The organism is Sulfurospirillum sp. SCADC, from assembly GCF_000743525.1.
GTDB lineage: Bacteria > Campylobacterota > Campylobacteria > Campylobacterales > Sulfurospirillaceae > Sulfurospirillum.
On the sequence record NZ_JQGK01000001.1, the window covers coordinates 230,815 to 251,737 of the forward strand.

Sequence of the window (20,923 nt, forward strand, 5' to 3'; positions counted from 1 at the left end):
AAAAAAAGCAAAGGTGAAAAAGTATGCGTGACTTGAAAGAACTTCTTTTAGAGAGCGGTTGCTCTAGCGAATTTATCCTCGATGCGATGCGCTTTGAGCATCTCTTTACCGGAGATATTGATGCGTTTCTTGACAAAGTGGAAGATATTTTAATGAACGAAGAGGACTATGAAGAAGGGTTAAACGAAGACGAAGACGATTTTGATGAAGAGGAAGACGATCCGATTTATCAAAGTGATTATAACTACGATGGTAATGAAGACAACATCTACTTTGAAGACGAAGACGGTGAAGAAGCTTTTGAAGACGACGAGGATGAAGAGTAATCTTCACACCTCGATTGAAAAACCCTTCTTTATGTAAGGATATTTCAGCCTTATTTTTTTTACATGTAAAGGAAGTAAGGTTTTACAACTCGCATGAATCAAATAACCCTTTTTAGGGGAAATCTCATCAATATACGCCCCAGCACTCTCCCAGTTCAAATGCTTTTTCGACTCAAACCACAGTGTATATGCTGCGTCTAAAAAAAGATGATCAATGTTTTGCGTTTTTAAATACGCCAGCGATACCTCAGGAATGCTCTCACAATCGGTCAAATACGCCACAACACCTTTACATGTAACGATCATATATCCATGCGTTGGCTTGGAGTGAAAGAGCGGTACTGCAACGATTTTAACCCCCTCAATTTCAATGGATGAAAAGGGTTCAAGCACGAGGTAGTCAATGGAATCTTTATACAGGAAAAGATCGCCAAATCCCTGCTCGTCGTTGGGAATATAACACGTTATGGACTCTGTAGATTTGCGCAAACGCAGCAATCCCAAGCAGTGATCGGCATGAAAATGGGTGAGAAAAACCGCGCGAATTTTTGTCGTATTGAACCGCTCACACAACAGATCATAGCCTGCATCAAACAAAATGACACTGCCATCGTCTAGCTCTAAATAAGCACTCGTGGAGCGATTGCTCACCCCTTCAACACGTGCTGTTTCACAGATCGCACAATGACACTGATGCAATGGAATGCCGCCCGTATCGGCGGTTCCTAAAAATTCAAATTTCAAAAATGCTTCCTATGCGTTTTGTTGTTTTTCATTGAGCATTTGATTGAGCAAACCAAAGAGCGTTTTCGATGCCTCTTCGGCTTTGACAAAATGGTTAATGACGACACTGATATCGTTCAAACAGGTGCCCTCTTTAACGCATTTGATCGCTTGATTGATCTCACCATGAACAATTTTATGCGGTTCATCCAACGCTTTAAACGCAGATGTCGCGCTAAAATTCTCTTTGCCAACCCCTGCATACCATTTGCCCAAACGGCAATTGGTATGATCGCTCAGCTCTTTATGCTCTTTATCAAACACAGAGCCATACCCAGCAACTTTAAAAAGAACATGATCCAGTTTTGCCAAAGCCGTAAAGACTTCGAAACTGATATTTTGAGAGTCATCTTTAATGGTGGTCGCACTGTGTTGCAACGCGCCAAATTCAACTTTAAAATTTTCAATGTGTTGGTTAGACTCTACCGCAACACTTTCAACCTCTTCGTTTTGTTTAAACATCAAATTGGCATTTTGTTTGAGCACATTGATGTTCATCTCAACTTCAGCCGTTGCTTTTTGCGTTCGCTCAGCCAATTTGCGCACTTCATCTGCAACGACCGCAAAACCACGTCCATGCTCCCCTGCCCTAGCAGCTTCGATCGCGGCATTGAGCGCCAGCAGATTCGTTTGATCGGAAATATCTTTGATCAGATTGATCACACTGGCGATTTCATCGACACTGCGGTGAAGGTTTTCCGCCATATGACGTGATTCGACCGCAGAGTGTGAGATGTTTGACAGTGAGCCTAAAAGGTTGTTGGAGATCATATTAAGATTCGTGATGCTCTCTACGGTCGAAACACTGATCTGCACGATCTCTTTGGAAGCTTCAAGGTTTTGTTCGATGTCATGCTGAATCTCTTTCACACTGTTACCACAACCACTCAACATACTGTTAATAAGCTCGGTTTTTAGGCGATTTTCACTAAGAGTTCTGTGGGTGTTTTCTTCAGATTGTAGGAGTTTTTCCAGTTGAGCCTGTAAAGCCGTTGCTTCGTGTTTTAAGCGTTCATTTTCAGCGCGTAAACCTACATTTTCTTCATGAAGTAAGGCTTTATTTCGTCCAAACATATGATTCCTTTTTGTATAGATAGGTTAGATTTTACCGTAAGCTATCCCTAAGAATGCTTACATGTAAAGGTTACTTTTTACTGAAATTGCCCAAGTTTGATATTGAGATTTTCCGCCAGCTTCGAGAGATGATCGGCTGCACTTGCGATCTCTTCCACGCTTCTGGCATTCTCACTCTAATAGCTGTTTGGATAGACGCATATTCAACTCCTTTTGTTAATTTGATTTTTGTGTAATCCATACTTTAATTATGCTTATTATACTGATCTTCAATGGAGCATGGTTGTGAGTGCGTTAGAAAGTTTTCAAAATTTTCCCAGGCATCTAAGCTAAAATCTTTTAAAGCAAAATGCTTCATACTGACATCAATACCATTAAAGCCAACGCTAATTTTCTCCTTAACTTGCGATTCATCAATCTCTACATGTAAAGCATTGAGAACCACAAAATCATCACCAAAAATTCGAAAAACAAAAGGTGTGTGGAAGAGTATTTTTAAGCGTAGTGCAACTTCACTGAGCAGTTTATCACCTAGCTTCCAACCAAAATTTTGATTGTATGTGTGAACATGGTGCAGTTGAATAAAATAGCAACACCGAAATCGTTTGCTGGTATGATTGTCATGCAAAAAATGACTAAGATACTCTCCGCTGTATGCAGAGGTCAATGTGTCTTTGTAAAAGTAGGCAAATCGCTCTTCTTGAACATCTGTCTCTGGTAATTGATGAATAAAAGAGAGCTCTTGATAGGTGCTAAAAACGTTGATGGCACTGCTGATTATCAAAGGATCAAACTGCGTTCCACTGCATTTTTGCAACTCTTTAATGGCACTCGCGATACTTTTACGTGGTTTGTAAATGCGGTTCGTGGTCATTGCATCAAACGCATCGGCAATCGCAATAATGCGCGAGAGAAAAGGGATGCAGTCGCCTTTAAGACCATCGGGGTACCCAGATCCGTCGAAATACTCATGATGGTGGCGAACAAGAGGCATATACGGTTTAAACGCAGAGATAAAACTGAGCATTTTTTCACCATCCGTTGAATGATTTTTAATGATAGCATACTCAGTACGATTGAATTTTCGAGGTTTCAGTAAAATGGATTCAGGGGTTAGAAGTTTTCCAATATCATGCAACAGCCCTGCTTGATACACCAAACTTTGTTCATCTTCACTGCATCCCATCGCTTCAGCAATTTTAGTGCTGTACATTGCCACACGTTTGGAATGACCCGCAGTATAGGCATCTTTCTCTTCAATAATGGTTGTAAACATCTCAACAATTTCTTGCTCAATGATCGAAAAAGTATTCACATCAGACTCTTTTTTATGTTTTAAGCAGACGTAATAAGGGGTCAAATGAATCATACATGATTAAATATTAAAAAAAGATAATCTATTATAATAGAGTATTTAAAATGAAATGGTTTCATCAGAATACGATAAAAACGTTTCAGTAAGTATCTACTCTACGATAATAGATTGTAATGAAGTTTCAAGAATACTAGACTTCATCGTTCTTAAAAATCTATCATAATAGAGTAAATGGCATGAGAAAAAAATTTAATGATATTAATATTTCGGCAGTAGAGTGTAGCGTTGAAGAGACGAAACTCTTCTATCAAAAGATTGGGCGCACGGTTCAACAAATACGAAAAAAAAGGGGACTAAGCCAACTTGAACTCTCCTATCTTATAGGCTTTAAATCGACATCGCTTGTAGCAGGTGCAGAAGCGGGGTACAGCAATATCCGTTTCTCGTTAGAACACCTCTATAAAATTGCCAAAGTTTTGCAAGTAGATGTTAAAGAATTTTTCGAATAAAATTTTTAAAAACCAATGTTGCAAAACATAAAAGCACCAAGGGTGCGTGGGCTTTCTGCCTAAGAAAACCTAGTGTTAACGTAGTTTTTAAAGCTTTGCTTTAAAAACGTGTCAAAATTCAAATCAGATCAATTTCAAAACAACCAAACTCACTGCCATCACCATCATTCCAAGCACTATTCCTAAGATCGTCGTATGGGCATTTCCATAGACTCTCGCCGAAGGCAAGAGTTCATCAAACGAGATATACACCATAATACCTGCTACGATGCCAAAGGTAATGCCTAGTGTCAGTTCTCCCATGATGGGAAGCAGCAGAAAAAAACCGACCAAAGCACCAACAGGCTCTGCCAAACCTGAGATAAACGCATACCAAAACGCACTCTTGCGATTTCCTGTGGCGTGGTAAATAGGCAAAGAGACCGCCATCCCCTCTGGTATATTGTGAATAGCGATCGCAAGGGCGATGGTTAAACCAATGTGAATATTATCAAGTGCCGCAATAAATGTGGCAAAACCTTCGGGGAAATTGTGAATCCCAATCGCAAGTGCCGTAAAAATACCGGTACGTTTTAGAGCAGAGTCTTTCAGTAAAGAGTGTTGACTGCCCTCTTTGAGCACACTGAGTTCTTTGTTGGATTTTGGCTCATGAGGATTAACATCATCAGGGATAAGCCGATCAATCAGGGCACTGATACTAATACCTCCGAAAAAGCAGACTAACGCCAAAGATTCTCCGATGATGGGACTTTCATAGATTGTACTAAACGCTATTTTGGACTTAGAAAGAATCTCAACAAATGAGACGTAAACCATCACACCTGCTGAAAATCCTAGACCAATGGATAAAAACGTATGACTTTTATTTTTGGAGAAAAAGGCGATCAGAGCGCCAAATCCTGTGCTTAAACCTGCAAAAAGCGTGAGAAGAAACGCAGGTATGAACTGCTCTAGCGTGACATCGATCATACCTGTTTCCTTGTTACTTCATTGATTTTTTGAGATCACTGATAAATTCGGTAATGTCATCGTGTAAGTTTTGAAGATCCTCTTCGTGCATGACTTCATCGGCTAAGATTTGAGAGACCATATCATAGGTAACGATGTCTTTATTGCGTGTCAGATCAACAATGCTTGAATAGGTTGCAATCGCACACTGTTCACCTTTAATCGCATCGTTTAAGACTGCAACCACATCAAAATCAGTGGGTGCGTCGTAACCACAGTTGGTCTGTTTGAGCCAATCGGCTGGGTGTAAGAGTGGAGCGCCTCCTAATTGAATGATACGATCAGCAACCATCGTTGCATGGCGTAATTCATCGGCTGCATGTTGTACAAGCTCTGCAATGGCAGCGTCTTTCATCAACCCTTTCACAACTTTTGATTCAATAAAATATTGATAGTACGCCAACCACTCATCGGCATATGCACGATTTAGCGTTGTAATGATCTCTTGAACCTCGATACCTTTAATAATAGAATTTCCGACTCTTGCCATGATTGTCTCCTTATATGGTAATGAGTTATCTTACTCTATCAAAACTAAAGTCTATATTAAATAATAATTTTTATTATTTAATGAAGTCGATCTTGGCGCTACTCATGATACGTTTCGCATCCATTTGGCTTATCGCATCGATCAGTGACGTGCGAAAGGTTCCCATTCCTTGGCTTTTATCGGCTAGTTCACCTGCAATGGACATGGTTAAAATACCTGCAATCGCACTTGCAAGGGCATGGTTTGAAGCGCCTAAAAAACTGCCAATGAGTGAACTGCTCATGCACCCTGTTCCTGTCAGTTTAGTCAGAGCCACATCTCCATTGTCAAGCGCATACGTGCTGTCACCATCCGAGACAATGTCTATTTTGCCCGTAATCGCAATCACACAACCCAATTTTTTAGCTAAATTCAAAGCGATTTTAGCGCCATCACTCTCCTCTTCCAACGAATCAACCCCTGCACTTTTGGCTTCAAGCCCTGCGATGGTTTTGATCTCCGCCATATTGCCCCTAATAACGCTAAAAGAGATCGCCTCCATGAGTTTTGCAACGCTTTGGCGACGAAATGGTGTTGCACCCACACCAACAGGATCAAGTACTACGGGAATACCTTTGGCATTCGCTGCTTTTCCTGCTTTAAGCATCGAAACGATGGTGCGCTCATTCGCCGTTCCAATGTTTAAAACCAGCGCAGCGCAAATACCGACCATCTCTTCCACTTCGCTTTGTTCATCTGCCATAATCGGCGAAGCACCAATGGCTAAAACCACATTGGCGCAATCATTGACTGTGACATAATTCGTGATATGATGGATTAAAGCGCATTTGTTGTGTAAGGCTTCAAAAACTTCATTTAATTGCGCTTGAATGTCCATGATGCAATTGCCTTTTTTGAAATGATAAAAAGAATGCTCGTTGCAAGCATCGTCGGAAGGGTTGAACCTAAAGGAAGATCAAGCGTAATGAACTGATAATAAAGCACTACACCTATAGCCCAAACAAGGAGTGATCCTACATGTAAAATTAATGTAGGTTCTATCTGCTCTTTTTTGAAGATAAAATAATCGCTCAGCACAATCGCAAACAGTGGTCCAAAGACCGAACCTATCGCATACAGAAAATTCTCATACTGTTCTATGGGTGTAAACAGCGCGACCAAAAGACCAACCACCGCCATCGCAAATGCGATCTTTCGCTCATTGATCTGTGGGAAAATATTGGTAAACGTCACGCCTGCAGAATACGCATCTAAAAACGTCGTCGTAATGGTGGAAAGCAACACAATGCCAAGTGCTACAAAGCCCAAATGCAGTGCCATCATCATCGTTCCCAAACTCGCATCTTTGGCATAAAGCGCGATGGCAAGACCAATGGCATACATCAAAGAACTACCAACAAAATAACCCGTAAAACTGCCGATGAGTCCGCCTTTTTTACTCTTCGCAAAACGGGTATAATCCGAAATCAACGGCAACCACGAAAGTGGCATAATGATGCTAAGCTCTAACGCTGAGCCAAAACTCATCTCACCCGTAGGCTTTACATGTAAAATGCTTCCTTCTTGAAACACCACGCCACACAACACCAACGTAAGCGCAAAAAGGAGGATGACGGCGATAAGATTGAGCTTTTGAAAGCCCACTTTTCCAAGCCAAATCCACAGCGCTATCAAGACACCAATGGCTATCGCCCACGTGTTGATACTATCAAATTCAAAAAGATTGATGCCAAGCTCATTGGCGGCGCGCCCACCAGAGATGATCATCACCGCCGTCCAACCGATGAGTTGGAGCACATTGAGAAGTGAAAAAAGATACGAGCCATAACGCCCAAAAGAGATGCGTGTGGACATGATGGCAGGAAGCTTGCTATGTGCGCCGATATAACCACCCAAAAGGAGAATAATGCCACCAATCAGATGCCCTAAAAGAATTGCTTTTAACCCTTCACTAAAGCCAAGGGGAGCTAAAAGCCCGCCTGTAAATATCTCTGCCATTGAGACTGCCGCACCAAACCAGAGTGCGAACAATCCAAAACTACTTAAACTCGTTTTTTCTTCCATCATGATTCCATTCCTGCTTTGGTGTAAAGTGCGTAAAAATGATGCACTGGACCCACGCCATGCCCCAGTTTAAATCCATGTGTAATCGCTTCGGTAATATACGCTTTGGCTTCCTCAACTGCACGCTTTACATGTAAACCTTTTGCGAGGTTGGCAGCAATGGCAGAAGAGAGCGTACAGCCCGTTCCATGCGTGTTTATCGTTTCTAGTCGTTTGGAGTGTAAAAGATGAAACGCTTTGCCATCGTAAAGTACATCGGTGGCATCATTTTCCAGATGCCCACCTTTGAGCAACACATACTTACACCCCAGTTTATGCAGATTAAGCGCGGCTTTTTGCATCAATTCAATCGTGTCGATCTTATAGCCTACGATCACTTCGGCTTCCGGAAGATTGGGCGTGATGAGTGTTGCCATCGGTAAAAGGATTTCGATGAGTGCTTTTTTGGCTTCGGGTTGCAACAGGTCATACCCACTTTTAGAGATCATCACAGGGTCGATGACAAGCGGTGGTAAGGGGTATTTTTTAAGGGTTTGAGCGATGATCTCAATCGTTTGAGGTCGCGAAACCATACCAATTTTAATGGCATCCACACGAATGTCATCAAAAATCGCTTCGATTTGATGCTCAATGACGGAAGAGTTAATGTCTTGTACATCAAAAACACCCTGTGTATTTTGTGCCGTAATCGCGGTAATAACGCTCATGCCATAGGTACCGTTCGCGCTAAACGCTTTAAGATCGGCTTGGATGCCAGCACCACCACAGCTGTCTGAGCCTGCTATGGTTAAACAATGTTTCATATATTGTCCTCGTAAAATGTATTTACATGTAAAGATGATAAAGGTCGTGTAAGGGGATCAAAAAGAGGAAAATGTGTGGGTTTGATTGAGCTTTCCTACGCTGGCATTACCCAGATCAGGTAGATACCAAGCGCATCTATCTATCACGTCAATAGAACTTTTTAAAAATTGTGTTTGGTAGGCAAAGATGCGCAACCTTGCTAAGTGCAAGGCAAGTATCTTTAACGCCCCAAAGATGATTTTTAAAAAGTTCTCATAGGGCTTGTCAATCACACGGCGTCTCATTTCGTTGACACTTTTGAGTGTAGTTTGACTACACTTTCAAAGTGTCGCCTCATGAGACTTGGTGCTTGACAAGCTATTGATGCGATAGATAGATGCGCTTGGTATAAGGATCAAAGAATCACCATTCTTTATCTCAGCTGGTTTACCAGCCCTCCTAGCACGAACTATTAAGGACAATTGTACTCTGATTTATTGGTTTTTTCAAGATGAATGAAATTCAATGCGATTACGCCCTTTACTCTTGGCTGCATAAAGAGCATTATCGGCATATTCAATGACATTTTGGAGTGTGAGTGAAGTGCTAAAAAGGCATATTCCTATGCTGAGTGTTACAGGTAAGGTATAGGTTGAATCTTCAAAAAGTTTTGATTGAATTCTTAACGCAATATTGTTAATATCTTTTTGTGAAATTGAGGGGAAAAATACGATAAACTCGTCGCCACCATAACGTGCAAAAATATCGCTTTCACGTAAATGTTCGCTGATGAGCTTCACAACATACTGCAAAACATCGTCGCCCAAAATATGCCCATGGGTATCGTTAATCTGTTTAAAATGATCAATATCAATCATCATAATGGCAGAAGGTTTTTGATAATGCGGTTTTGTAAAATGATACTGCACAATTTCGAGGAAATAACGTCGATTAAAAATTTGGGTCAAATCATCGTACCGACTTAGCAACTCTAATTGACCATTATGTAACTTTAATTCACATAGGCGTTTTTGATAGTAATAAAGCAATAGAAGTATGCCAACAATCAATATTACAATAACAAGCTTATAAAGTGTCTCTTGATCCATCATTACATTTTTGCCAGGAGTTTTATTTTTAGAATGTTCACTATAGGGAATTTAAAAATGATTCTAACCATTATAAACTTAAATCATACTTCACTATAGGGAAATATATGTTGCTGTACAAAGAGTTTTCAAATGCAGAAATTAAAGATTTTTATCGACGAATTGCATACAATGTATACTGTATTCGAAAGCTAAAAAGGATTACACAGCTGGATTTAGCACTGACCATTGGACACAAATCGGTCAGCACCATTGCAAAAATTGAAGCTGGATTGGAAAATAAGCATTATAACATCGAGCATCTTTATAAAATTGCGTCCGTTTTAGAAGTTGATATTTGTGAGTTTTTCAAGCCCAGTATTCTTCCAAATAGAGGTTAGATTTAAAATTTCTGAATCCATGTTTTAAGATTTTTTAGACTCATCGGCTTTGCGTACAAATACCCCTGCCCTTGCTCACATCCGTGTTCGGCAAGGTACGCTTCTTGGTCTTTGTGCTCAATGCCCTCTGCTAAGGTGGTGATTTTCATATTTTGGGCTAAATTAATAATGGAATTGACAATAGCGCATGCGTCTTCAAGTTTGGGGATGTCTTTGACAAAGGACATATCGATTTTCAGTTTGTTAATCGGCAGTTTACGCAAATAACTGAGCGAAGAGTAACCGGTACCAAAATCATCGATGGCAATGCTCATACCTAAATGTTGCATCTCTTTTAAAAGCACGATCCAACGCTCAGGATCGTGCATGATGAACGATTCAGTCACTTCAATCTCCAACATCGAAGGATCGACTTTCGTTTCAGCAATCGTCTCTTTGAGCGTGGTTAAAAAATCACTAAACTCAATCTGAACACCTGAAATGTTGACCGAAACCGTACCATGAAATAGTCCCTCTTGATGCAAGGAGACCAGATCAATGCAGGTCTGTTTGAGTATCCATGCACCGATTTCAACGATTAAGTGCGTCTCTTCTGAAAATGCGATAAACCGTCCAGGAGGCAAGATGCCCTCAAGGGGATGGTTCCATCGCAAAAGTGCTTCAAGTCCAATGAGTTTCGCCGTTTTAAGATCGATTTGAGGCTGATAATAGACCACAAATTGCTTCTCTTTAATCGCCTCTCTAAGCGCATTTTCCATACCGATGCGCTCATAGGAAGCTATCGTCATGTCGAGTGTGTAAAACGTATAGGTGTTTTTACCCGCCTCTTTGGCTTTATACATCGCCGTATCTGCATTTTTAATCAGAGTCTCTCCATCGGTACCATGATCGGGATAAACACTCACCCCAATGCTAGCAGAGAGAAAGAATTTTTGCGCCTTGTTGATAAATGGTTCCTCAAAAATCGCTTGAATTTTCGCAATGATAACTTCAATCTCGTGTTTCTCTTTGATGTTTTCCACCAATAAAATAAACTCATCACTCCCAATGCGAGAGAGTGTGTCACAATGGCGAATTCTTCCTTGCAGTCTGAGGGCAAGCTGTTTGAGAATCTCATCACCATACGAGTGACCGTAACTGTCGTTAATTTTTTTAAAGTTATCCAGATCAAGAAAACAGACGGCGATCATGCCGCCTTGGCGCTTACTGTTCTCAATTGCATGGGCGATACGATCCGTGAGCAGCAAACGATTGGGAAGTCCTGTGAGGGTGTCATTGTGCGCTAAAAACTCCAGCTCTTTCTCCGAAGCTAACAAACGCTCTTCGTTCGCCTTTTTCTCGGTATTATCACGTGCTGAAACCACATACGCCATCGGCAATGGATCATCTTCATTTTCATAATACGGAAAATATTTGGTATGTAAAAAACGCTTACCGAAAGACGCAAGCGCCCAAAATTCATGCTCAAAGGTCTCTCCAGAGAGTACGCGATCGCTAAGATGTTTTAAGTTTTCAACAAAATACTGCGCACCATACAGTTCTGGCATACTGTGCCCTAGAATCTCCTCTTTACGTTTATTAAAAAACTTTTGATACGCTTCGCTGATCGCCAAATAGATGTAGTTACGGTCAATCAAAGCTAAAAAATCATCGGAACTTGAGACAATTTTTTTATACTGCTCTAAATGTTTGTTGCTAAAAATTTTAGCCCTCAACATTGCATTGGCATGGTTAGCAAGCTCTTCAAACTCTTTAAATTTGACGTTTGACGTGTCGATGAGTTGATCTTGATTGACCAAAGAGTCAAAAAAAGTGATAAAAAGATCAAAATCCTTCCGAATTTTACGGCTAATGATAAGATAAAACCCTCCTACAACGACACTAAACATAAGCATCCAAAATAGAATCGAGTAGAGTGTTCGCTTTAACTCTTCATCAATGCTCATTTTTAATTCATAGAGCTCATGGTTGAGATCATCCAGATAAATTCCCGCACCTACATACCATTGCCAATCATCAATCGATTCGACATAGCTCATCTTAGGAAGTGCCTGCTGTCCTTTGAAGGAAGGCATCATATACTCCACAAAACCGCCACCTTTTTTTGCCTTCTCAATCAACTCTTGAACAATAAATTTACCATTGCTATCTTGCAGAGCATACATGTTTTTATTTTTAGCTGGGTAACTCAAAGAGATGCCATCCCACGTCCCAATAAAAAGATAAGTACCACTCTCCCTCTCAACCAAAAGACGTTTTTCATCGTTTAAAATCTTCTCTTGAACGTTGCGCTCTAGATCATCAAGGTAAAATCCTGTACCAATCATCCAATTTAAAGGTTCAAAGAGCTTCACATACGCAACTTTTTTAAAGGTATCTTTGCTCTCAAATGGTTTACTCCATGCGTAGTCGTAAAATCCCTCTTTGGTCGATTGAATCACATCCAACATCCCTTTAACGATATACGCACCTTCACTGTTCGCCATTGTGAGCATATTTTGCCCTTCCAGTTCAGGACGATCTGCAAAAAGAATCTCCGTTCCATCAAGATGGGTGATAAAGTAGTAGCCTTGATTGTTTTCATAGCGCAATAGTCGCAATGTATCAACGATCATCGTCGCAATTTGGGCATCACTGTGTGTTCTATGATAGGTTTGGTAGAGTTTATTGGCGATTTCATAAGCTTCGTAAACACGCGCTTTCACCAGTTGTTGTCTCTGTGCATAGGCTTCTTGACGTTTCTCTTCGATATGTTCAATAAACCGATCCACTTCAGTAATGAGCATCTTTTTTTTAGAACCGCTATACTCTTTTTGAAGTCGCTGTGACTCTTTTTCAAACTTAACCGTGGCGTTGTAGAAACTAAGCGCAACAAAGATACTCGCAAAGGTTAAAAAAAGAATAAAGGCTACGATGTGAAAATAATGGAAAAGGCTTAACTTTTTGTGCAAGTTCATACGCACTCCTTCATTTAGCGTTGTTCTTCACTCTTTCCATCGGCACGTTTAAAAAGAAACATCAAAAATTGAATCAATGTCATAATCACAATACCTTCCATCAAAGCTGCCACAATAAAGGAAGCGTACTCTTCTTGTCCAATCGCACCATTTTTAACCGCAATCGTTGCAATGGCAACCAAAAAGGTCAGTGGCATCGAATCACCCAAACTAAAAAGAATCGTTCCGCGAAAGCCTAGATAGCTGTGGTATGCAGCAAAAGAGCTCGCCATTCGTGCACTTACCATCGCGATCACAATCCAAAGCGCATGCGTTAAAATTTGCGTTGTAAAGATCAAATTGAGATCAAGGGTTGTGCCTACAAAGATAAAAAAGAGCGGTACCAAAAAGCCAAAACCAAACATAGAGAGTTGATGCGGAAGCTCTTTTTTATGCGCAAAAAAGTTCGAGATGAAAATACCGGCGATAAAAGCACCCAAAACCATATCGATCTCAAGCCATTGCATGGTTGCAATCAGTACAAAAAAGAGTGCCATACTAAATCGTAAACTTTGGTGCATTGTATCGTTATGTGGCATAATAATGCGTTTTAAATTTGGGTACCACCAAAAAATAATTTTGAGTAAGCGGTAGAGAAAATAGGACGAGAAAAGAACTGCGATCAGCATGACAATACTTTTAGCAAACTGCCACCCCAAACCATGCGTAATCGCCCCATCAAAAATAACCAGAGCACCTATGCTAATGAGCTCTCCAATCACACCAATAATCAAAGAGAGCTCTAACCATTTGTGCTCACGACCGTGTTGATTAATCAGTGCCATAATCATCCCCAAAGAGACGATAGGAATCGCGACGATATACACAGGTGAGAGTCCAAATACAATGTAGAGAATAAAAGAGATGCTGTACAAGCAGAGAAAATACAATAATGCTTTTTTTAAAAAACGATCACGGTAATGTAAAAAACGTTGAATGTCGATCTCTAAACCAGCTAAGAACATGAGGTAGAAAAAGCCTATTTTTGCGAGGTTTCGAAAGACTTCATTGTCTACATGTAACAGTCCAAGCCAAACCGCAAACGAGCCTAATAAAATTTCAACAACGGGCGTAGGCACACGAAAAAGGCGCGAAAGAATCGGAGAGAGAACCATCAAAAGCACAACATGCGCTAAAAAGATAAGATTTTCCAAAAACATCCTTTTTTTAGGCTTTGTTGACAAAAGGTACAGCGATAAGCCGGGTTCTGTCGTGGGTGATTATTTATCTACGATCTATCTTACGATAGACCTCTAGCGAAGGGTTTATCGTGTGTGAGACCAAAACCATCCCTTCTTGCTGCAGGTTGGGTTTACATAGCTGCCTTAATTACTTAAAGCACTGGTGGGCTCTTACCCCACCGTTTCACCTTTTCCATTAAACTGTCTTCTTGGAGACAAGCAAAGCTCGTCACCAATTCCTCTCACTAAAGCTATGCTTTCGCAAGAGAGGCATAATGGTAGTTTACTCTCTGTTGCACTAATCCCTTAGGTTACCCTAGCCGTCCGTTAGACGGAACCATGTCTCACATGCAGCCCGGACTTTCCTCTTAAGCGAAACGCTCAAGCAATCACCTACTGTACCTTTTGAAGGAGAGATTATAGCGAAACTTTTATTAGCTCTTCTATAATTACCGTTGCATACGAGCCTTTAGGCAAAGAAAAGTGCATTTCAAACCATGCCTCTTCCTCTTTATAAACGCCCTCAACCTCTTCCGCAAAGCTCCATGCAAAACGTCGGCTTCCATTGAGTTTGTCCAAAAAAGGTTCACACTCTTCAAAGATTTGCTTTTCAATGACACCTGCTTCATACTCTGCTCGAATGTTTTTACCACCCAGCAACCAACCGGCAATCGTAATGCCATGTTCTAAAAAGCGCGCTAACTCTTCTGCCACATCTTCACAGACAAACGCTTTTCCTGCAGGGTAATGATGCAACACATCGCCATGAAGGAGTTTGAAAAATTGCGGCTGTTTTTTAAGGCTATCGACCATCTCTTTAGGTAAGTTGGTTGCGCGTGTTGCATCCGCTAAGTTAAACTCTTCGATTAAACGGCTGATTTCGATGCGTTTAGAGAGCCAGTTATTAAAAAGATAACTTTGATAAGCATTGATATAAAACTCTTTCATTTTAGGATTGCGCTCTTTTCGTTTTCCCTCTAAGATGGCTTTTCCTTTAATATAATTATCGCCATCGATACCAAAGCGTTGATACCCAAAAAAGTTTGGAAAACCCTCTTTGCTGATTTTTTTAAGTCCATCTTGCAGTTTTTTGGCGTCAATCGGGTTGACTTTTTTCAGACGCACAAAAAAGCGGTTGCCTTTGAGATGTCCTGTGCGAATTTTGTTGTTATGGTACGTTGTGTCCAGTATTTTGATCTTTTCATGTGTAAAATTAGCAAGCTTTGGCTCAAAATTTTTATGCAATGAAATGTACTGTGTCGTCATGCCGTCTTTATCTTTAAGCCCTGCATAACCAAAATCACGCACTTTACACCCTGTGACTTCGCTTAAGTACTGCAACATATCCCAGGTTGTCATATCTTTTTTCCTTACATGTAAAACGAGATGCTCGCCCTCACCGCTGAAAGGATAGAGTGGAATTTCGCTGACGACGAAGTCACTGCTGTTTTTGGTAAACATCACATTAATCGGCGAATGGGTGAGAAAAAATTGTCGAGTCATAAAATATCCTTAAATATGGTTAAAAGTGGTGTTCTTTGCAACGGCATTTATAATGCTTACGTACCGTTTTTCCTACAATCGTTATCTTCGTGCGTGTCTGCTTGGCAATGCGCTCTATCACCTTTTTTTTATGGGCATCAAAGCTAAACAGCATTTCATACTCTTCGCCACTGCAAAGCGTTCGTTTGGGCATTTGATGCTTTACATGTAAACCTAAATTGCCACTGGATTTGAGCAGTCTTGAAAGATCTTTTGACAGACCATCGGAGATGTCCATACCTGCATGTAAATGTTTAGCGGCTTTGGAGACAAACGCTACTTTTAACACGGGCTTCATAAAGCGTGCGTTTTGACTAACACGTCCGCCACGCATGAGCCGTGTCAACTCTTTGTGTGAATTTCCAAGCGTTCCCGTATACGCAACCCAATCCCCCAACTTTGCGCCACTTCGGTAAAGCACTTTGGAAGGGCGTTTGGCGATGATCGTGATGGAGATCATCAGCTTTTCGCCTGCAGTGGTATCGCCACCGATGATCTCGACACCGTAATCCTGTGCTACTTTTTGAAACCCAACGCCTAATTCGCGCAATTGTTCATACGAAAACGATTTGGGTATCACGACGCCAATGAGAGCTAACGTCGGTTTGGCATTCATCGCAATCGCATCGGAGATGTTAACCAACATGCTTTTGTGCGCGATCTGCGTTAAACTCATCCACGAACGCTTAAAGTGAATACCTTCGCAAAACAGATCTTTTGAATAGACAAAATCCCCCATAACCGCACCATCATCGCCAATACGCTTACTAGAAAATTCTGAGATAAAAAATGCCTCTTTTGACATGGTGCCTCGCTCATTGAATTACTCTATTGTATGATGTTGTGCATTAAGAAGCCATTAGAGGGCTTAATAGTGGGCAAAATCACTTTAAAATTGAGAGTTACACTTAAGTAAAGATGCGCTAGAATAGATTCATAATCTCATAAGGAGTCCCCAATTATGGAGTGTAAGCTTGAATTGAGCGTCTTTCGATTTGACGCTAAAACGGATTTTTTGCCTTACTATACAAAACATTTTATTACCATCGACCGAAACCTGAATCTCAACGATCTTTTAGCACAGATCAAAGCCGAAGATGTCAGTTTTGACTACCCAAAAGGGGATTTGGCTGCTTTGAAAATTAATGGAAAAGCACTTTTTAGCAACGTCTCTTTGGACGGACTTATCAACTCCTTTGGAAAATCACTCACCCTAGAGCCACTCTCAACCAAGCGTGCTATCAAAGATATGATCATCAATACGGACGATTTTTACCAACGTTTTGATCTTTTGGATGCCTTTGTGGATGGCAAAGACAGACCGCTTTATGAGCACTACATCATCTACCACTACGCGTCAAGTGTGCTTGATTTATGTGAAAATTATCAAGGCGATGCCCTGTTTGCGTTTGCCTACGACATGATTCAAAAACACCCTGAGCGTAAACGTGAAATTTTGGAAGTCATTGCAAACGATCAAACCGGAATCTTTTTACATGTAAGATTGTGCAAGAAAATTTACCCGTGTGGCGCGGATGTCGAAAAGAAAATCACCGAGCTTAAAAACGACGTGATGAAACACCGACCCTTTGCGAACCCTCTTGTGGAAAAATTTTCACACCACATCGATCTTTTGTAAGGAGAAACCATGAAAAACTATTTTCTTTTTGAATCCCTCGTTGAGCGTGAAAAAACAGCCCCGATGATCACGGCTGCGCGTAAACTCATAGAATTTTTAGGCATAGATGCACCCTCATTTAAAGGGGCAAAAAATGATCTTGGAAGCGAATTTATGGGACTGAATCGTCTTAAATTTTTAGAGCATTATGCCTACAATCTTACCCTTGCTTCGACGCAAAAGCGTGACATTCTCTGCATCGAGCAGAGCTCCTTCATTTGCCATGCACACACCAAAGAGATCCTTTTAGGCGATGACAAACTCCGATTTGAGATCGCTGAGCGCTTAGCAAAACAGAATCTTTCTCTTAATTTGGATGTCAATGTTCTATCCTTAGAGCAACTGCTGCTTGAAGAAATTGGTGCGCAAAGGCTAGCAAGTTTGGTGAAAAATCCTTTTTCAAACTTCCAAACAGCCCTTTTCTTCGGCTCAAACGCATGCCGTGCTCAAAAATATTGTAAAGATGAGCTGGTTTTAACCCTGCTTGATCTTATCACACTAAAAAGGGTTCAATACGAAAGTGCCTATGAGAGCGATGGCTTTGAAGTCTATCCTGCTTCGCCTTTACTTGCAAAAAGACTCGCCTCCAAAACAATGCTAGATATGTTCGATAATGCTGCAGATTTTGTACTGACCAGTGATGCACGAAGCTTTATCATGTTTGATTTTTACCAAAAAGAGCTTGAAAAAATTGCAGGGCGTGAGATTGGGCTGAGTGTGCTAAGCCTTGCAGAACTACTCCTCTTAGCCTTTGGAGAGACGAATAAAAAAAGTATTGGACTGGATCAGCACAAAGTCGCGATTACCCTTCTTTAAATACCCCATCATGTAGGAGCAACACCGTTTGCTCCTTAAATCAATCTAAATCAGACTTATTTTATCCCTTTCTTAAGAGAGCTTTGCGTGAGAATGTAATATCATTTCAAAACTTAATATTAAAAAGGAGTTCTAAATGCCAAAAATCAATCGTTATGTTGATATTGACACTGTTGAGAGAGAAGCGAAAAAAGATTATATCGATAGACACTCTCCGTTTATCACCTGTGCTGATACGGCAAAACAAAATGCGCCGTTTAAAGTGACTGTAAAAGTCGGTAATGCCTATACGCATCCTGATGATTTTGACCACTATATCGCCAATATCCAACTCTATACCGGTGATGCCCTTTTAGCACGTGCTGATTTTGTCTCAGGTACGCTTGGTGGACAAGATAAAAAAGGACAAGCAGAAGTCACATTTACCATCGTTCCAACGGGTAAAAAACTGAACCTCGTGGCGCAAAGTTACTGTACAAAACACGGTGTTTGGGAAAGTGATCCTGTTGAAGTGAGTGTCGAAGAGTAGATTTTTAAACAGCTCAGAGCTTTAGCTCTGAGCCTTTACATACTTATTCTGTTCCCTTTATAAAACCCTCAAGCGACATTTCAAGTTTTTCAATCTTATGACCACTTAAAAACTTCTCCTCTTTCTTGCTGATCTTCTCTTTATCGTTGACCAAATAGCCATCTTTTAATCCTAACGTCACTTCATTCGCCACCATTCGGTACGTATCGCGATCAAAATCAATCCCTAAGAAGAGATAACTTTTCTCATTTTTAAATGTTTTCAAAAAGGGAGGAAGCGCGTAACCACCCATCGCTTCGGTCAACCAATCGACAAAATCGGCATCACTGATGATAAAGCTTTTTTCAGGCACCGTACAGCCTAGAGGCTTAAAAAGAATCGGCAACATTGGGCTTAAAAGCTCTTTTTCCACACGCTGATATTCACCCGTCGAAACGGTGTACATGTAAACAAGAAAACGATCATACCCTGCCATAATACGGCTCACACCTGTGATCAGAAAATGGTCCTGATCGGCATAAAGATTTAAGAGCGAATCGTCCAAATTGAGATCAACCACGTAACGAGGCATTAATGTTTTAAGCCACGTATACACCTTCGGCATGGGGTAAGGCTTTGCCATAAAAATATGGTTGGTCATCTGCTCGATAAACGGTCTTCCTTTGCGCTGTTCCAAACTCATCGCAGCTCTGGAATACTCATACATCAACCGAGGCGACATAGCGCGACCACCGTTGAGTGCCAAGATCATGGAGTCACTATCAAACGGAATCTGCTCGCCATCTTCTGTTTTTGTCTCTTTAAAAACACCCATTCCAAGAAATGGAACTAAACGACCCTCTTTAATCTCTTGTTCAAAATCACTCTTCTTCACTCATGATCCTTCTTCGACACATCAATTTTTGATTAAATGCTGGAAGCAAAAGCAGCATTTCATCGGCACTAATGCCGTCCTCACTGCCCATTAATACAATACGCTCAACTGTATTTTCAAGCTCCCTGACATTCCCAGGCCATGTGTATTGACAGAGTATCTCCATCGCCTCATCGGTAATCACCACACGTTTTTTGTGGTTGCTCATCGATTTTTGTAAAAAGAAATTCACCAAAAGGGCAATATCATCACCACGCTCACGAAGTGGCGGTAAATCAATCGGTATAACATTCAAACGATAATAAAGATCTTCCCTAAACGTACCATTTTTAACCATCTCTTCAAGGTTTCGGTTCGTTGCTGCTACCAAGCGAACATTGACTTTAACGGTCTTACTTCCACCCACACGTTCAAACTCACGCTCTTGCAAAACACGCAGTAATTTCACCTGCGCGGAGGCTGAAATATCGCCAATTTCATCCAAAAAGAGTGTGCCACCGTCTGCCAGTTCAAAGCGACCTTTTCGTGCCTCTTTCGCATCCGTAAACGCCCCTTTTTCATGGCCAAAAAGTTCACTCTCGATAAGCGTATCGGTGATGGCGGCACAGTTGAGCTTTACAAAAGGCTCTTCACGACGTTTAGAACGCTTGTGAATGGCAGCGGCTACGAGCTCTTTTCCCGTACCCGTCTCACCCCGCACCAAAACCGTGACATTGCTCTCCGCAATGCGCTCGACCACGTTGTAAACCATTTTCATCTTGGGACTCTCCCCAATGATGTCGCCAAAATTGTGCACTTTTGAGTCCCACTCCATTTTATAGTAGAGTTTAAGCTCTTTGAGACGCTCTTTTTCTTTCAAGTTAATATCGTGTGAGCGAATAGACTGTGCAAAAATAGAGCTTAAAATGGTCAAAACACGAATCGTACTCTCAAAGTCAATCGCCGTTGTTTTGGTGATATTTGCCCCTAAAACGCCGATCACTTCTTGATCTACGAGCATCGGAACGGCGATATACGAGATCGCATTTTGGTCACGATTGCCTGATTTATTGAGAAAGAGCATATCGTTGTGCAGATTTTCAATCACAACGGGCTCTTTACTTTGTGCCGCAAAGCCTGTAGCACCCTCTCCCAATTTGTACGTCGCAAGCTCTTTTTGATGTCGGCTAAAATCGATACAGGCGTAAATCGTTAAAATATTTTCTTCATTTAAGGTATGAATCACGCATTTTTCAAGATGCAATCTATTTTTTAAAATCATTAATGCTTTTTCAAGCGATGCAACTAAATCAAGTGAATTAGAGACAACCATCGCTGTCTCATAGAGTGTCATTAGTTCTCTGGTGGTGAGGCAATCCCCACACTTAGCATCAAATGCAACCATTTGCACTCCTTTATCTGTTTAAAATATTATAGTTGAAAATGAGCAATTAATGCCCATATTTTATGTTTATATTTTAACCAAA

21 protein-coding genes and 1 other RNA gene are annotated in these 20,923 nt (G+C 40.9%); 6 read left to right on the forward strand and 16 right to left on the reverse strand.

From position 1 onward, the window contains the following. Nucleotides 1–23 precede the first annotated feature (23 nt). Nucleotides 24–326, forward strand: coding sequence for a hypothetical protein (locus tag JU57_RS01155; protein ID WP_037955838.1), 303 nt, complete (start codon nucleotides 24–26; stop codon nucleotides 324–326). 3 nt (nucleotides 327–329) lie between these two features. On the opposite strand, the gene JU57_RS01160 is transcribed toward JU57_RS01155, so the two are convergent. The 3 genes from JU57_RS01160 to JU57_RS01170 form a co-directional block, all read right to left on the reverse strand. Further along, complete coding sequence (locus JU57_RS01160; RefSeq protein ID WP_037955840.1) at nucleotides 330–1,070, reverse strand: MBL fold metallo-hydrolase; 741 nt, start codon at nucleotides 1,068–1,070, stop codon at nucleotides 330–332. A gap of 9 nt (nucleotides 1,071–1,079) precedes the next feature. After that, nucleotides 1,080–2,183 carry a methyl-accepting chemotaxis protein gene (locus tag JU57_RS01165; RefSeq protein WP_037955842.1) on the reverse strand — a complete coding sequence of 368 codons (1,104 nt, stop codon included), beginning with the start codon at nucleotides 2,181–2,183 and terminating at the stop codon, nucleotides 1,080–1,082. 244 nt (nucleotides 2,184–2,427) lie between these two features. Beyond that, a complete protein-coding gene (locus tag JU57_RS01170) occupies nucleotides 2,428–3,498 on the reverse strand; it encodes an HD domain-containing phosphohydrolase (protein WP_051906443.1) in 1,071 nt (356 codons plus the stop codon). A gap of 236 nt (nucleotides 3,499–3,734) precedes the next feature. Here JU57_RS01170 and JU57_RS01175 point away from each other — a divergent pair, with 236 nt between their 5' ends. Next, on the forward strand, nucleotides 3,735–4,007 hold the full coding sequence (locus tag JU57_RS01175) for a helix-turn-helix transcriptional regulator (RefSeq protein WP_051906444.1): 273 nt from the start codon (nucleotides 3,735–3,737) through the stop codon (nucleotides 4,005–4,007). 123 nt (nucleotides 4,008–4,130) lie between these two features. Here JU57_RS01175 and zupT read toward each other — a convergent pair whose 3' ends face one another. The 6 genes from zupT to JU57_RS01210 all read right to left on the reverse strand — a co-directional run bounded on the left by zupT (nucleotide 4,131) and on the right by JU57_RS01210 (nucleotide 9,464). Next, nucleotides 4,131–4,976, reverse strand: coding sequence for a zinc transporter ZupT (zupT, locus tag JU57_RS01180; RefSeq protein ID WP_294875052.1), 846 nt, complete (start codon nucleotides 4,974–4,976; stop codon nucleotides 4,131–4,133). 13 nt (nucleotides 4,977–4,989) lie between these two features. Beyond that, complete coding sequence (locus JU57_RS01185; RefSeq protein WP_037955844.1) at nucleotides 4,990–5,505, reverse strand: ferritin-like domain-containing protein; 516 nt, start codon at nucleotides 5,503–5,505, stop codon at nucleotides 4,990–4,992. A 73-nt stretch (nucleotides 5,506–5,578) separates the two neighbouring features. Further along, the gene (gene thiM, locus JU57_RS01190; RefSeq protein ID WP_037955846.1) at nucleotides 5,579–6,382 is read right to left on the reverse strand and encodes a hydroxyethylthiazole kinase; all 804 of its coding nucleotides are present in this window, start codon (nucleotides 6,380–6,382) and stop codon (nucleotides 5,579–5,581) included. Beyond that, nucleotides 6,361–7,569, reverse strand: coding sequence for a putative hydroxymethylpyrimidine transporter CytX (gene cytX / locus JU57_RS01195; RefSeq protein WP_294875057.1), 1,209 nt, complete (start codon nucleotides 7,567–7,569; stop codon nucleotides 6,361–6,363). Before cytX ends, thiM begins: the two co-directional genes overlap by 22 nt. Continuing rightward, nucleotides 7,569–8,372, reverse strand: coding sequence for a bifunctional hydroxymethylpyrimidine kinase/phosphomethylpyrimidine kinase (thiD, locus tag JU57_RS01200; RefSeq protein WP_037955850.1), 804 nt, complete (start codon nucleotides 8,370–8,372; stop codon nucleotides 7,569–7,571). Before thiD ends, cytX begins: the two co-directional genes overlap by 1 nt. 486 nt (nucleotides 8,373–8,858) lie before the next feature. Further along, the gene (locus JU57_RS01210) at nucleotides 8,859–9,464 is read right to left on the reverse strand and encodes a GGDEF domain-containing protein (RefSeq protein WP_349678027.1); all 606 of its coding nucleotides are present in this window, start codon (nucleotides 9,462–9,464) and stop codon (nucleotides 8,859–8,861) included. 104 nt (nucleotides 9,465–9,568) lie between these two features. Here JU57_RS01210 and JU57_RS01215 point away from each other — a divergent pair, with 104 nt between their 5' ends. Continuing rightward, entirely contained in the window at nucleotides 9,569–9,841 is a 273-nt protein-coding gene (locus JU57_RS01215; protein WP_037955854.1) for a helix-turn-helix transcriptional regulator, read from the forward strand. A 2-nt stretch (nucleotides 9,842–9,843) separates the two neighbouring features. On the opposite strand, the gene JU57_RS13590 is transcribed toward JU57_RS01215, so the two are convergent. The 5 genes from JU57_RS13590 to JU57_RS01235 all read right to left on the reverse strand — a co-directional run bounded on the left by JU57_RS13590 (nucleotide 9,844) and on the right by JU57_RS01235 (nucleotide 16,365). Further along, nucleotides 9,844–12,798, reverse strand: coding sequence for a cache domain-containing protein (locus JU57_RS13590; protein ID WP_051906448.1), 2,955 nt, complete (start codon nucleotides 12,796–12,798; stop codon nucleotides 9,844–9,846). A 14-nt stretch (nucleotides 12,799–12,812) separates the two neighbouring features. Then, complete coding sequence (locus tag JU57_RS01225; RefSeq protein WP_051906451.1) at nucleotides 12,813–13,991, reverse strand: cation:proton antiporter; 1,179 nt, start codon at nucleotides 13,989–13,991, stop codon at nucleotides 12,813–12,815. Between the two features lie 26 nt (nucleotides 13,992–14,017). Next, nucleotides 14,018–14,423: RNase P RNA component class A (gene rnpB / locus JU57_RS13600), an RNA gene on the reverse strand. Nucleotides 14,424–14,435: 12 nt separating this feature from the next. Next, nucleotides 14,436–15,521: a tRNA pseudouridine(13) synthase TruD gene (gene truD / locus JU57_RS01230; protein ID WP_037955856.1), complete on the reverse strand. Its 1,086-nt coding sequence runs from the start codon at nucleotides 15,519–15,521 to the stop codon at nucleotides 14,436–14,438. A 19-nt stretch (nucleotides 15,522–15,540) separates the two neighbouring features. Beyond that, nucleotides 15,541–16,365 (reverse strand): thiamine-phosphate kinase, encoded by an 825-nt coding sequence (locus JU57_RS01235; protein WP_037955858.1) that lies wholly within the window; start codon nucleotides 16,363–16,365, stop codon nucleotides 15,541–15,543. 156 nt (nucleotides 16,366–16,521) lie between these two features. On the opposite strand from JU57_RS01235, the gene JU57_RS01240 reads away from it, so the two are divergent. From JU57_RS01240 to JU57_RS01250, 3 genes are all read left to right on the forward strand, one after another. Next, nucleotides 16,522–17,199 carry a DUF5644 domain-containing protein gene (locus JU57_RS01240; protein WP_037955860.1) on the forward strand — a complete coding sequence of 226 codons (678 nt, stop codon included), beginning with the start codon at nucleotides 16,522–16,524 and terminating at the stop codon, nucleotides 17,197–17,199. 9 nt (nucleotides 17,200–17,208) lie between these two features. Continuing rightward, a complete protein-coding gene (locus JU57_RS01245) occupies nucleotides 17,209–18,054 on the forward strand; it encodes a hypothetical protein (protein ID WP_037955862.1) in 846 nt (281 codons plus the stop codon). Nucleotides 18,055–18,190: 136 nt separating this feature from the next. Then, on the forward strand, nucleotides 18,191–18,583 hold the full coding sequence (locus tag JU57_RS01250; RefSeq protein ID WP_037955864.1) for a class II SORL domain-containing protein: 393 nt from the start codon (nucleotides 18,191–18,193) through the stop codon (nucleotides 18,581–18,583). A 43-nt stretch (nucleotides 18,584–18,626) separates the two neighbouring features. Here JU57_RS01250 and JU57_RS01255 read toward each other — a convergent pair whose 3' ends face one another. Together JU57_RS01255 and JU57_RS01260 are read right to left on the reverse strand one after the other, a co-directional pair. Next, nucleotides 18,627–19,457, reverse strand: a complete 831-nt coding sequence (locus tag JU57_RS01255) for an SIR2 family protein (RefSeq protein WP_037955866.1) — start codon at nucleotides 19,455–19,457, stop codon at nucleotides 18,627–18,629. Beyond that, nucleotides 19,444–20,841 (reverse strand): sigma 54-interacting transcriptional regulator, encoded by a 1,398-nt coding sequence (locus tag JU57_RS01260; protein ID WP_037955868.1) that lies wholly within the window; start codon nucleotides 20,839–20,841, stop codon nucleotides 19,444–19,446. Before JU57_RS01260 ends, JU57_RS01255 begins: the two co-directional genes overlap by 14 nt. Nucleotides 20,842–20,923 lie beyond the last annotated feature (82 nt).